This window comes from Pseudomonas sp. P7548 (assembly GCF_013386585.1).
In the GTDB taxonomy this organism is placed as follows: domain Bacteria; phylum Pseudomonadota; class Gammaproteobacteria; order Pseudomonadales; family Pseudomonadaceae; genus Aquipseudomonas.
In genome coordinates, this window is the sequence record NZ_JACARO010000004.1 from 85,365 (window position 1) to 98,195 (window position 12,831).

10 protein-coding genes are annotated in these 12,831 nt (G+C 59.9%); 9 read left to right on the forward strand and 1 reads right to left on the reverse strand.

What is annotated here, in order from left to right; translation table 11 throughout:
* Positions 1-6: 6 nt before the first annotated feature.
* Positions 7-1,263 carry an NADP-dependent isocitrate dehydrogenase gene (icd, locus tag HX803_RS02570; protein WP_178918794.1) on the reverse strand — a complete coding sequence of 419 codons (1,257 nt, stop codon included), beginning with the start codon at positions 1,261-1,263 and terminating at the stop codon, positions 7-9.
* Between the two features lie 493 nt (positions 1,264-1,756).
* Between icd and HX803_RS02575 the strand changes: the two genes are divergently transcribed.
* The 9 genes from HX803_RS02575 to aceA all read left to right on the forward strand — a co-directional run bounded on the left by HX803_RS02575 (position 1,757) and on the right by aceA (position 12,300).
* Positions 1,757-3,982 carry an NADP-dependent isocitrate dehydrogenase gene (locus HX803_RS02575; protein ID WP_178918795.1) on the forward strand — a complete coding sequence of 742 codons (2,226 nt, stop codon included), beginning with the start codon at positions 1,757-1,759 and terminating at the stop codon, positions 3,980-3,982.
* Positions 3,983-4,192: 210 nt separating this feature from the next.
* Positions 4,193-4,639, forward strand: coding sequence for an NUDIX hydrolase (locus HX803_RS02580; protein WP_178918796.1), 447 nt, complete (start codon positions 4,193-4,195; stop codon positions 4,637-4,639).
* Positions 4,640-4,698: 59 nt separating this feature from the next.
* Positions 4,699-5,823: a tRNA 2-thiouridine(34) synthase MnmA gene (gene mnmA / locus HX803_RS02585; protein WP_178918797.1), complete on the forward strand. Its 1,125-nt coding sequence runs from the start codon at positions 4,699-4,701 to the stop codon at positions 5,821-5,823.
* A complete protein-coding gene (hflD, locus tag HX803_RS02590) occupies positions 5,820-6,443 on the forward strand; it encodes a high frequency lysogenization protein HflD (protein WP_016969254.1) in 624 nt (207 codons plus the stop codon). The genes mnmA and hflD overlap by 4 nt, the downstream gene beginning before the upstream one ends.
* 125 nt (positions 6,444-6,568) lie before the next feature.
* Complete coding sequence (gene purB, locus HX803_RS02595) at positions 6,569-7,939, forward strand: adenylosuccinate lyase (RefSeq protein ID WP_034098692.1); 1,371 nt, start codon at positions 6,569-6,571, stop codon at positions 7,937-7,939.
* Positions 7,940-8,023: 84 nt separating this feature from the next.
* Positions 8,024-9,190, forward strand: coding sequence for a cupin domain-containing protein (locus HX803_RS02600; protein WP_178918798.1), 1,167 nt, complete (start codon positions 8,024-8,026; stop codon positions 9,188-9,190).
* Complete coding sequence (locus tag HX803_RS02605) at positions 9,183-9,605, forward strand: GNAT family N-acetyltransferase (protein WP_178918799.1); 423 nt, start codon at positions 9,183-9,185, stop codon at positions 9,603-9,605. Before HX803_RS02600 ends, HX803_RS02605 begins: the two co-directional genes overlap by 8 nt.
* Positions 9,606-9,750: 145 nt before the next feature.
* The gene (locus HX803_RS02610) at positions 9,751-10,488 is read left to right on the forward strand and encodes a secretin N-terminal domain-containing protein (RefSeq protein WP_178918800.1); all 738 of its coding nucleotides are present in this window, start codon (positions 9,751-9,753) and stop codon (positions 10,486-10,488) included.
* A 486-nt stretch (positions 10,489-10,974) separates the two neighbouring features.
* A complete protein-coding gene (aceA, locus tag HX803_RS02615) occupies positions 10,975-12,300 on the forward strand; it encodes an isocitrate lyase (RefSeq protein ID WP_016969250.1) in 1,326 nt (441 codons plus the stop codon).
* Positions 12,301-12,831: the final 531 nt, after the last annotated feature.

Below are 12,831 nucleotides of genomic sequence, written 5' to 3' on the forward strand. Positions count from 1 at the left end.
AGCCGCTTACATGTGCGAAATCAACGCGTCACCAAAGCCCGACGATGACACCAGCTTGGCGCCCTCCATCAAGCGCTCGAAGTCATAGGTCACAGTCTTGGCCGAAATCGCGCCATTGGTGCCCTTGATAATCAGGTCGGCTGCCTCGGTCCAGCCCATGTGGCGCAGCATCATTTCCGCCGACAGGATCAGCGAGCCGGGGTTCACCTGGTCTTTACCCGCATACTTGGGCGCCGTACCGTGGGTGGCTTCGAACATGGCCACGGTGTCGGAGAGGTTGGCCCCCGGCGCAATACCAATCCCACCCACCTCCGCCGCCAGCGCGTCAGACAGGTAGTCGCCATTCAGGTTGAGGGTCGCGATCACGTCATACTCAGCCGGGCGCAGCAGGATCTGCTGGAGCATGGCGTCGGCAATGGCGTCCTTGACCACCACATGCTTGCCGGTCTTCGGGTTCTTGAACTGCATCCACGGGCCGCCATCCAGCAGCGTCGCACCAAACTCTTCAGCCGCCACTTCATAGGCCCACTCCTTGAAGGCCCCCTCGGTGAACTTCATGATGTTGCCCTTGTGCACGATGGTCAGCGAATCGCGGTCATTATCCACCACATATTGCAGGGCTTTGCGCGCCAGGCGCTTGGTGCCTTCCTTGGAGACCGGCTTCACGCCAATCCCGCAATCCTGGTCGAAACGGATCTTGGTAACGCCCATTTCTTCCTTAAGGAACTTGATGACCTTGATCGCTTCCGGCGAGCCAGCCTTCCACTCGATGCCGGCGTAAATATCTTCGGAGTTTTCACGAAAGATGGTCATGTCCACATCGCCGGGCTTCTTGACCGGGCTTGGCACACCTTCAAACCAGCGCACGGGGCGCAGGCATACATAAAGATCGAGCTGCTGGCGCAGGGCCACGTTCAGCGAACGGATGCCGCCACCCACCGGCGTGGTCAGCGGGCCTTTAATGGAAACCACGTAATCCTTGACCGCATCCAGGGTTTCCTGAGGCAGCCAGGTGTCCTGGTCGTAGACTTGAGTCGCCTTTTCGCCGGCATACACCTCCATCCAGGAGATCTTGCGCATGCCGCCGTAGGCCTTTTCAACAGCTGCATCGACCACCTTGATCATCACCGGGCTGATGTCGACGCCAATACCGTCACCTTCTATATAAGGGATGATCGGGTTATTAGGAACATTGAGAGAATGGTCTGCATTGACGGTGATTTTGTCGCCGACTGCCGGAACCTGAATCTTCTTGTATCCCATGCTGAACTCCATCTATGGATTGAACATCTGGCTGCGTTCGAGCCTACTCCAGATAAATGGCGACTGAAACCTCGCGCCATGCTCATTTGCATCGAAAACAGCACATTTAGTGGCCTACAAGCCTGAAAGAAACGGGAAAAGTGCCAATCTTGAGCACATCGTGCGGCTTCTGGCGCAACCCGCCCCCTGCGACCTTTAGACCAATGGACGACACACCTTTTGTATGAAGGCTCGGCGTAAGCATAGCGACCTATGTATAATGCCGCCGCTGACCAAAGAGTCACGACGGCCGACCGCTCTATAACAGTGCCCTCCGCCAGAAAAGCCGGACTAAACAATAGTCCACCCGCTTGACGCTCGACTGATGCAACCCAACATCACCGCGAAGAAACCTCGACATTTCGCTCATGGATGACTTTGAACGAACGCGCTCCACCCGGCGCATCTCGAGTTTCTGCGCACGCTTTCAGCAAAGAAGAGAGTTAATCCGAATATGCCCACCCGCTCGAAGATCATCTACACCTTCACCGACGAAGCCCCAGCCCTCGCCACCTATTCACTGCTGCCTATCGTAGAGGCCTTCACCGCTTCCGCTGATATTGCCGTGGAAACCCGCGACATCTCCCTCGCCGGGCGCATCCTCGCAAGCTTCCCCCAGCAACTGGGCGCCAAGGCCATCCCGGACCACCTCGCCGAACTGGGCGACCTGGCCGTTACGCCTGAAGCCAACATCATCAAGCTGCCTAACATCAGTGCCTCGACCCCACAGCTGCAAGCGGCGATCAAGGAACTGCAGGCCCTGGGCTACGCCCTGCCGGACTACCCGGAAACCGTAACCACCGACGCGGAAAAAGAAACCCGTGCACGTTACGACAAGGTCAAGGGCAGCGCCGTGAACCCGGTCCTGCGCGAAGGCAACTCCGACCGCCGTGCACCGCTGTCGGTCAAGAATTACGCACGCAAGCACCCGCACAAGATGGGCGCCTGGGCTGCTGACTCCAAGTCGCACATCGCGCACATGAACAACGGCGACTTCTACGGCAGCGAAAAAGCCGTACAGATCGAAGCCGCTGACGCTGTCAAAATCGAGCTGATCGCTCAAGACGGCACCGCAACCGTCCTGAAAGAAAAGACCTCGGTACAAGCTGGCGAGATCATCGACACTGCCGTGCTGAGCAAGAAAGCCCTGCGCAGCTTCATCGCCGCTGAAATCGAAGACGCCAAGAAACAAGGCGTTCTGCTGTCGGTTCACCTCAAAGCCACCATGATGAAGGTCTCCGACCCGATCATGTTCGGCCAGATCGTTGCCGAGTTCTACAAAGACGCCCTCACCAAGCACGCTGCCGTGCTGGAGCAGATCGGCTTCAACCTGAACAACGGCATCGGCGACCTGTACGCACGCATCAAGGCCCTGCCGGCCGAGCAACAAGCGCAGATCGAAGCCGACATCCAGGCGGTCTATGCTGCTCGCCCATCCCTGGCGATGGTCAACTCCGACAAAGGCATCACCAACCTGCACGTGCCGAGCGACGTCATCGTCGACGCCTCGATGCCAGCCATGATCCGTGACTCCGGCAAGATGTGGGGCACCGACGGCCAGCTGCACGACACCAAGGCTGTGATTCCGGATCGCTGCTACGCCACCATCTACCAGGCGGTCATCGAAGACTGCAAGGCCAATGGCGCCTTCGACCCAACCACCATGGGCAGCGTGCCAAACGTTGGCCTGATGGCGAAGAAAGCCGAAGAGTACGGCTCCCACGACAAGACCTTCCAGATCAAGGCTGACGGCGTTGTCCGCGTCACCGACAGCAAGGGCACCCTGCTGATGGAACAGGCTGTTGAAGCCGGCGACATCTTCCGCACGTGCCAGACCAAAGACGCGCCGATCCAGGACTGGGTCAAACTGGCCGTCAACCGCGCTCGCGCCAGCAACACCCCGGCCATCTTCTGGCTGGACCCTAAGCGTGCACACGACGGCGTGGTGGTCGAGAAAGTTCAGGCTTACCTGAAAGACCACAACACCGAAGGCCTGGACATCCGCATCATGTCGCCAGTCGACGCGATGAAGTTCACCCTGGAGCGCACCCGCAAGGGCCTGGACACCATCTCGGTGACCGGTAACGTGCTGCGTGACTACCTGACCGACCTGTTCCCGATCATGGAGCTGGGCACCAGCGCCAAGATGCTGTCCATCGTGCCGCTGATGAACGGCGGTGGCCTGTTCGAAACCGGCGCCGGTGGTTCGGCGCCGAAACACGTACAGCAACTGGTGGAAGAGAACTTCCTGCGCTGGGATTCCCTGGGTGAGTTCCTGGCCCTGGCCGCATCCCTCGAGCATTTGGGTGTGAACTACAACAACCCGAAAGCCCTGGTACTGTCCAAGACCCTGGACCAGGCCACTGGCCTGTTCCTGGACAACAACAAGTCGCCATCGCGTAAAGTCGGCAACATCGACAACCGCGGCAGCCACTTCTACCTGGCGCTGTACTGGGCACAAGCCCTGGCTGCCCAGACCGAAGACACTGCACTGCAAGCGCAGTTCGGCGAACTGGCCAAGACCCTGACCGAGAACGAAGCGACCATCGTTGCCGAACTCAACGCCGTACAGGGCAAGCCAGTGGACATCGGCGGCTACTACGCGCCGAACCCAGAGCTGACCAGCAAAGCCATGCGCCCAAGCAACACCCTCAACGCGGCCATTGCCAAGTTGAAGTAAGGTTGTAAGGATGCAAAGAAGCCCCGGCCCCGTGCCGGGGTTTTTATTTACATCCCGTTCTCACTGAACAAACCCAATCAAATGTGGGAGCTGGCTTGCCTGCGATAGCAGTCTTTCAGTTAACACAGCAGCAGTTGACCCACCGCTATCGCAGGCAAGCCAGCTCCCACACCGATCGAGTTTCTTCAGTCACTACACATTGAGGCAACCATGACCTGGCAACCCCACATCACCGTCGCCACCATTGTCGAAGACAACGGCCGCTTCCTGATGGTCGAAGAACTCAAGGGCGGCCGCGCCGTGCTCAACCAGCCCGCCGGCCACCTCGACCCGCACGAAACCCTGACCGAAGCCGCCGTACGCGAAACCCTCGAAGAAACCGGCTGGGACGTGGAAGCCACCGGCATCGTCGGCATCTACCTGTACACGGCCCCGAGCAATGGCGTGACCTACCAACGGGTCTGCTTCATCGCCAAGACGCTGAAACACCACCCGGACTATCAGCTCGACGAAGGCATCCTGCGCGCCCGCTGGCTGACCCGTGACGAGCTGATGGCCGTGCGCGACGACTGGCGCAGCGAGCTGATCATCCGCTGCATCGACGATTATCTGGCCGGGCAGCGCCACAGTCTCGAATTGATCCGCCCTTCTCTTTAGCCTTGGAGGCCTGAGCCTGATAGAATCGCGTCCTTTTTCAAGACACCCGTTGAAACCCTATGCGTGATCCAGCCCCTTCTGACACACAAAAGAAGCGCGTCATCGTCGGCATGTCCGGTGGCGTGGACTCTTCCGTTTCCGCCGTTCTGCTCATGGAGCAGGGCTATGAGGTGGAAGGCCTGTTCATGAAGAACTGGGAAGAAGACGATGGAACGGAATATTGCACCGCCATGGACGACCTGGCAGACGCACAGGCCGTGTGCGACAAGATTGGCATCAAGCTGCACACCGCCAACTTCGCCGCCGAGTACTGGGACAACGTGTTCGAGCACTTCCTGGCCGAATACAAGGCCGGTCGCACGCCGAACCCGGACATCCTGTGCAACCGTGAAATCAAGTTCAAGGCGTTCCTCGACTACGCCATGATGCTCGGCGCCGACTTGATCGCCACTGGCCATTACGTGCGTCGCCGCGACATCGATGGCCGCACCGAACTGCTCAAGGGCCTGGACCCGAACAAGGACCAGAGCTACTTCCTGCACGCCGTCGGCGGTGAACAGATCGCCAAGACCCTGTTCCCGGTGGGCGAGCTGGAAAAACCCGAAGTGCGCAAGATCGCCGAGAAACACGGCCTGGCCACCGCAAAGAAGAAGGACTCCACCGGCATCTGCTTTATCGGTGAGCGCCGCTTCAGCGACTTCCTCAAGCAGTACCTGCCGGCGCAACCGGGCGAAATCAAGACCACCGAAGGTGAAGTCATCGGCCGTCACCATGGCTTGATGTACCACACCATCGGCCAACGCCAGGGCCTGGGCATCGGCGGCTTGAAGGACGCCGGTGAAGAGCCGTGGTACGTGCTGGTCAAGGACCTGGAAAACAACGTGCTGATCGTCGGCCAGGGCAATGAGCACCCACTGCTGTTCTCGGGCGCCCTGCTCGCCTCGGAGATCTATTGGGTCAACCCGATCGACCTGAGCACCCCGCGCCGCCTGACCGCCAAGGTGCGTTATCGCCAGAGCGACCAGCCCTGCACCCTGGAAAAAACCGCCACCGGTTACCGCGCCACCTTTGATGACCCGCAACGCGCGGTCACGCCTGGCCAGTCCGTGGTGTTCTACGACGGCGAAATCTGCCTGGGCGGCGGCGTGATTGAAGTGGCCGAAGCCTGGAGCGCATCGGAATGAGCCCGACCCAGGAGCAATTGACGGCATTGGGCGGGGTATTCCTCGCCGCGGTGCTGGTGGACAAGATTGCCAAGACCGGCCAGGTCACCGAAGCCGGCCTGACCTGCATGCTCGGCAGCCTGCTGATCCGCGACCCCAAGGACACCCTGGAAGTCTATGGCGGTGATGATCTGGCGCTGCGTGAAGGCTACCGCGCGCTGATCGGCGCCCTGGAGCGCGACCCGAGCACCCTGCAGCGCGAGCCGTTGCGCTATGCGTTATCGATGCTCGGCCTCGAACGCCAACTGGCCAAGCGCGAGGACATGCTCGAAACCATCGGCAAACGCCTGCCGCAGATCCAGTCCCAAGTGGAACACTTCGGCCCCGCCCACGAAAACGTGATCGCGGCCTGTGGTGCGCTGTACCAGGACACCTTGAGCACCTTGCGCCAACGCATCCAGGTGCACGGCGACATGCGCAACCTGCAGCAACCGAACAACGCCTCGAAAATCCGCGCCCTGCTCCTGGCCGGTATTCGTTCGGCGCGGTTGTGGCGCCAGTTGGGCGGTCATCGTTGGCAACTGGTGATCAGCCGGCGCAAATTGCTCAAAGAGCTTTACCCGTTGATGCGCAACGAATAAGTCGCAGCGACCCGTTTTTTTTATAGCCTCACGCGTAATACGCCGGTCAGTTGGCGACGGACCGGCGGATTTTTTCATGTATGATACGCGCCCCATTTCGTTGCCCGACTGTCCGAGAACACCCCATGCAGCTCTCTTCGCTCACTGCGGTTTCCCCTGTTGACGGCCGCTACGCCGGCAAAACCCAGGCCCTGCGCCCTATTTTCAGCGAATACGGCTTGATCCGTGCTCGTGTTCTGGTTGAAGTGCGCTGGCTCCAGCGCCTGGCCGCTCACCCCGCCATCAGCGAAGTGCCGGCGTTCTCCGCCGAAGCCAACGCTGTGCTCAACACCCTGGCGGAAAACTTCTCCCTGGAGCACGCCGAGCGTGTGAAAGAGATCGAGCGCACCACCAACCATGACGTAAAAGCCATCGAATACCTGCTCAAAGAGCAAGCGGCCAAGCTGCCGGAACTGGCCCAGGTCAGCGAGTTCATCCACTTTGCCTGCACCAGCGAGGACATCAACAACCTGTCCCACGCCCTGATGCTGCGCGAAGGCCGTGATGACGTGATGCTGCCACTGATGCGCCAGACCGCCAACGCCATCCGCGAACTGGCCATCCGTTTCGCCGACGTGCCAATGCTGTCGCGCACCCACGGCCAGCCGGCCTCGCCGACCACCCTGGGTAAAGAACTGGCCAATGTGGTGTACCGCCTGGAGCGTCAGATCGCTCAAGTCGCGGCCGTACCGCTGCTGGGCAAGATCAACGGCGCCGTGGGCAACTACAACGCCCACCTGTCGGCCTACCCCGAGATCGACTGGGAAGCCAATGCCCGCGCCTTCATCGAAGACGAGCTGGGCCTGGGCTTCAACCCGTACACCACGCAGATCGAACCCCACGACTACATCGCCGAGCTGTTCGACGCCATTGCGCGCTTCAACACCATCCTGATCGACTTCGATCGCGATATCTGGGGCTACATCTCCCTGGGCTACTTCAAGCAACGCACCATTGCCGGCGAAATCGGTTCGTCGACCATGCCGCACAAGGTCAACCCGATCGACTTCGAAAACTCCGAAGGCAACCTCGGCATCGCCAACGCGCTGTTCCAGCACCTGGCCAGCAAGTTGCCGATCTCTCGCTGGCAGCGCGACCTGACCGACTCCACCGTACTGCGCAACCTCGGCGTGGGCTTCGCGCACAGCGTGATCGCGTACGAGGCCAGCCTCAAAGGCATCAGCAAACTTGAGCTCAATGAGCAGAAGATTGCCGCTGACCTGGACGCCTGCTGGGAAGTCCTCGCCGAGCCGATCCAGACCGTGATGCGCCGCTACAACATCGAAAACCCGTACGAAAAACTGAAAGAGTTGACGCGCGGCAAGGGCATCAGCCCTGAAGCGCTGCAAACTTTCATCGACGGCCTGGACATGCCAGCTGCGGCCAAGGCCGAGCTGAAACTGCTCACCCCGGCCAACTACATCGGCAACGCTGTAGCGCAAGCCAAGCGCATCTGATCTTCGCAAGACCCTTTGAGACGCCCGGCCGCGCCGGGCGTTTTTATTCCAGTCTGAAAAGTGCTTTCTTTCAATAGGTTACACATGAATCCTGATATCCCTCTTCAACTTCTGGGCGGCATCACGGCACGGGAATTCCTGCGCGACTACTGGCAGAAAAAACCGCTGCTGATCCGCCAGGCCATCCCTGATTTCGAAAGCCCGATCGACGCCGACGAACTGGCCGGCCTGGCCCTGGAAGAAGAAGTCGAATCGCGCCTGGTGATCGAGCACGGCGAGCGCCCGTGGGAACTGCGTCGCGGCCCCTTCGCTGAAGACACGTTCAGCACCCTGCCGGAACGCGAGTGGACCCTGCTGGTGCAGGCCGTCGACCAGTTCGTGCCGGAAGTGGCCGAGCTGCTGGAGCAGTTCCGCTTCCTGCCAAGCTGGCGCATCGACGATGTGATGATCAGCTTTGCCGCACCTGGCGGCAGCGTCGGCCCGCACTTCGACAACTACGACGTGTTCCTGCTGCAAGCCCAGGGCAAGCGCAACTGGAAGATCGGCCAGATGTGCAACTCCGAAAGCCCGCTGCTGCAGCACGCTGACCTGCGCATCCTCGCCGAATTCGAAGAAAGCGCCGAATGGGTGCTGGAACCGGGCGACATGCTGTACCTGCCGCCACGCCTGGCGCATTTCGGCATCGCCGAAGATGACTGCATGACCTATTCCGTCGGCTTTCGTGCACCGAGCGCGGCTGAAGTGCTGACCCACTTCACCGACTTCCTCAGCCAGTACCTGACTGACGAAGAGCGCTACACCGACGCCGACGCACAGCCGGCCAGCGACCCGCACCAGATCCAGGGCGATGCCCTAGACCGCCTCAAGAGCCTGTTGGCCGAGCACATGAGCGACGAGCGCATGCTGCTGACCTGGTTCGGCCAGTTCATGACCGAACCGCGCTATCCTGAATTGGTGGCCGGCGAAGAATTGGGCGAAGAAGACTTCATCAACGCCCTGCAAGATGGCGCGATCCTGGTGCGCAACCCGAGCGCGCGCCTGGCCTGGTCGGAAGTGGACGACGACGTGCTGCTGTTCGCCAGCGGCCAGAGCCGTTACCTGCCGGGCAAGCTGCGCGAGCTGCTGAAACTGATCTGCTCCGCCGACGCCCTGCACGCCGAGAACCTCGGCTCGTGGCTGGCGGACGAAGACGGCCGTGACCTGCTGTGCGAACTGGTCAAGCAAGGAAGCCTGGGATTTGCCGATGAATAAGATTCACGTAAGTGTCGCGGACTGGCAAAAGGATATCGCCGAGATACGGCGCATTCGTGAAGCGGTGTTTATCGCGGAGCAATCGGTTCCACCGGAGCTGGAGTGGGATTCGGAAGACGCTGGCGCGGTGCATTTCCTCGCATTTGAAGGCGACTTTCCTATCGGTACTGCGCGCCTGCTGCCTACGGGCGAGATTGGTCGGGTATCGGTCCTCAAGGACTGGCGCGGCCTGAACGTGGGCGACAAGCTGATGGATGCGGTGATTGGCGTGGCCCAGAAACGTGGCCAAACCAAGCAGTTCCTCAGTGCGCAGGTATATGCGGCGCCGTTTTATGAGCGCTTGGGTTTCAAGATCGTCAGTGATGAGTTTCTTGAGGTCGGGATTCCGCATGTCGATATGGTGCGCGAGGACTGAGCTGTCTCGTTCGCGAAGGCTATTTCTGCACCAACACAAATGCCCTGCCATGCCAGGGCATTTTGCCGTCTACGATTCAATTTGCGACCCACCAGGCCGACAAACTGGCACTATCCCGCCTAAATGACTCGCAGAGATAACGGACATGTCCCTACGCACCCTGCTCACCGCCCTCCTCCTGACCGCCAGCTTCGCCGCCGTGGCCGACACCGAAGTCGTCAACCTGAGCAACCGCACCAGTGCCGACCTGCTCCCGGTAGCACAGAACTTCATCGGCAAGGACGGCACCGTCAGCGCCTACGGCAACCAGCTTATCGTCAAGGCCGACCCCGGCAAGATCCAGGACCTGCGCGTCCTGCTCACCCAACTGGACACACCGGCCAAGCGCCTGCTGATCACCGTCGACACCAACGAGAACAACCAGCAGAACACCGGTGATAGCCAGACCCGCATCATCAGCTATGGCACTGCCAGCCGTGACGGTGGCATCCAGCAAGTCCAGGCCAGCGAAGGCGTGCCAGCATTGATCCAGGTTGGGCAGAGCGTGCCACTCACCACCACCCAGCCGGACGCCTACGGCCGCCCGCAGAACCAGACCCAGTATCGCAACGTCACCCAGGGCTTCTACGTGACGGCAAGCGTCACCGGCGAGACCGTTCACCTGGCCATCAGTACTAACCGTGACCGCATGAGCCAGGAACGTCCCGATGTAGTGAACGTGCAAAGCACCGACACAACTGTCAGCGGTCGCCTGGGCGAGTGGATCACCCTGGCCGGCATCAATCGCGAGACCCAGGCCGACAAATCCTCTACAACCCGCAGCTACTCTACTCAGGGCCGAGATGACCTGACTTTGCGGGTCAAGGTCGACACCCTGAACTGAAGCACCAAAAACTGACCGATGAGTCGTCTTAGACTAAAGATGTAGTGCTTTAAAAAAAGCACTACAAAACATTTGACGATACAAAAAAGCCTGTGCATGATGGCCTCGCTCCCGCTAATCAGGGGCCCTGGCAAGGGCCTTCGAATCGCCGCTCCAAGCTACCCACCCGAGCCGATTCGTGTCTGTACCGCCCACAAGGCGTGTTTGACTTTGGTTGCGACTGGAACGAAGTTGTCCCGAGGGACGGAAGCTAACCAGGTAACCCGGCTACACACTGATGGAACGTACAAAGGCCCACGACGCCCGAAGACTGTCCGCAGTTTGCCCTTACCTGCTCAACTCCCCCTTGAGCACCACGTTCATCCCGTCGCCTTCCCCGCCAGACCCGACATGACCGCCTAAGCTTCTGGTCAGCGAGCAGCCCTGCCCACGCATTGAATGCACGGCTGGAAAACGGATCTTCTAAACGCGACGAGGTTTATCTCCATGGCACTGACACGCGAACAGCAAATTGCAGCCCTTGAAAAAGACTGGGCTGAAAACCCACGCTGGAAAGGCGTGACCCGCGCTTATTCCGCTGCTGACGTCGTCCGCCTGCGTGGCTCGGTTCAACCTGAGCACACCTTTGCAAAACTCGGCGCCGAGAAGCTGTGGAACCTGGTAACCCAAGGTGCCAAGCCTTCCTTCCGTCCCGACAAAGATTTCGTCAACTGCATGGGCGCCCTTACTGGCGGCCAGGCAGTGCAACAGGTGAAAGCCGGTATCCAGGCGATCTACCTGTCCGGCTGGCAAGTGGCAGCGGACAACAACTCCGCTGAATCCATGTACCCCGACCAATCGCTGTACCCGGTGGACTCGGTGCCGACCGTGGTCAAGCGCATCAACAACTCGTTCCGCCGTGCCGACCAGATCCAGTGGAAAGCCGGCAAGAACCCAGGCGACGAAGGCTACATCGACTACTTCGCACCGATCGTGGCTGACGCTGAAGCGGGTTTCGGCGGCGTGCTGAACGCCTACGAGCTGATGAAGAGCATGATCGAGGCTGGCGCTGCCGGCGTGCACTTCGAAGACCAGTTGGCCTCCGTGAAAAAATGCGGCCACATGGGCGGCAAGGTACTGGTACCCACCCAGGAAGCCGTACAGAAGCTGACCGCTGCCCGCCTGGCCGCTGACGTTGCCGGTACGCCAACCATCATCCTGGCCCGTACCGACGCCAACGCAGCAGACCTGCTGACCTCGGACTGCGACCCGTATGACAAGCCGTTCGTGACCGGCGAGCGCACCCAGGAAGGGTTCTACAAGGTACGCGCCGGCCTCGACCAGGCCATCGCTCGCGGCCTGGCCTACGCACCGTACGCCGACCTGATCTGGTGCGAAACCGCCAAGCCGGACCTGGACGAAGCCCGTCGCTTTGCCGAAGCGATCAAGAAGGAATACCCGGACCAACTGCTGTCCTACAACTGCTCGCCTTCTTTCAACTGGAAGAAGAACCTGGACGACGCGACCATCGCCAAGTTCCAGCGCGAACTGTCCGCCATGGGCTACAAGCACCAGTTCATCACCCTGGCCGGCATTCACAACATGTGGCACAGCATGTTCAACCTGGCGCACGACTACGCCCGCAATGACATGACCGCCTACGTGAAGCTGCAGGAGCAGGAATTCGCTGACGCCGCCAAGGGCTACACCTTCGTGGCGCACCAGCAGGAAGTGGGCACTGGCTACTTCGACGACATGACCACCGTGATCCAGGGTGGCACCTCGTCCGTGACCGCGCTGACCGGTTCGACCGAAGAAGAACAGTTCCACTAAGCAGCAGCGAGTACACGGCCACTGCGGCCCCACGGAAGACCTAACCGCAGTGCCGCGCAGCAATCACGCCCCGACTGGTTCGGGGCGTTTTTTTGCCCGATGGAAAGCCTCCTGACACAATGAAGATCAGAATGTGGGAGCGGGCTTGCTCGCGAATGCGGTAGGTCAATCAGCCCATCAGCGACTAGTACACCGCTTTCGCGAGCAAGCCCGCTCCCACAAGGGGAATGTGTGCAACCTCAGAATTTTGCGCAAAACATTGATCCAGAGCGGTATTCCCAAGGATCAGATCGGTTAAAAGATCCACTCCAACAACTAAGCGACAATCAAGCAAGTAACGGCAACTTCCCCCGCCACACGCGAAACATTCGCTTAAACCCCACGCAAACAATATTCATTATCATTTGGCGCATGAAAGCTTCGTTACCAGACAAACAAAACTTAATTGTTCAAAAGCCCGCTAATGCCCACAGCGCAAGGGCTGCAGCCCCACAAAGGTGCACTATGTCCTTATTCCATCGAATAATTTCG

Excerpts from the sequence above, each read along its gene's own strand:
- icd (WP_178918794.1), bottom strand. The coding sequence starts at position 1,263 with ATGGGATACAAGAAGATTCAGGTTCCGGCAGTCGGCGACAAAATCACC.
- HX803_RS02575 (WP_178918795.1), top strand. The coding sequence starts at position 1,757 with ATGCCCACCCGCTCGAAGATCATCTACACCTTCACCGACGAAGCCCCA.
- HX803_RS02580 (WP_178918796.1), top strand. The coding sequence starts at position 4,193 with ATGACCTGGCAACCCCACATCACCGTCGCCACCATTGTCGAAGACAAC.
- mnmA (WP_178918797.1), top strand. The coding sequence starts at position 4,699 with ATGCGTGATCCAGCCCCTTCTGACACACAAAAGAAGCGCGTCATCGTC.
- hflD (WP_016969254.1), top strand. The coding sequence starts at position 5,820 with ATGAGCCCGACCCAGGAGCAATTGACGGCATTGGGCGGGGTATTCCTC.
- purB (WP_034098692.1), top strand. The coding sequence starts at position 6,569 with ATGCAGCTCTCTTCGCTCACTGCGGTTTCCCCTGTTGACGGCCGCTAC.
- HX803_RS02600 (WP_178918798.1), top strand. The coding sequence starts at position 8,024 with ATGAATCCTGATATCCCTCTTCAACTTCTGGGCGGCATCACGGCACGG.
- HX803_RS02605 (WP_178918799.1), top strand. The coding sequence starts at position 9,183 with ATGAATAAGATTCACGTAAGTGTCGCGGACTGGCAAAAGGATATCGCC.
- HX803_RS02610 (WP_178918800.1), top strand. The coding sequence starts at position 9,751 with ATGTCCCTACGCACCCTGCTCACCGCCCTCCTCCTGACCGCCAGCTTC.
- aceA (WP_016969250.1), top strand. The coding sequence starts at position 10,975 with ATGGCACTGACACGCGAACAGCAAATTGCAGCCCTTGAAAAAGACTGG.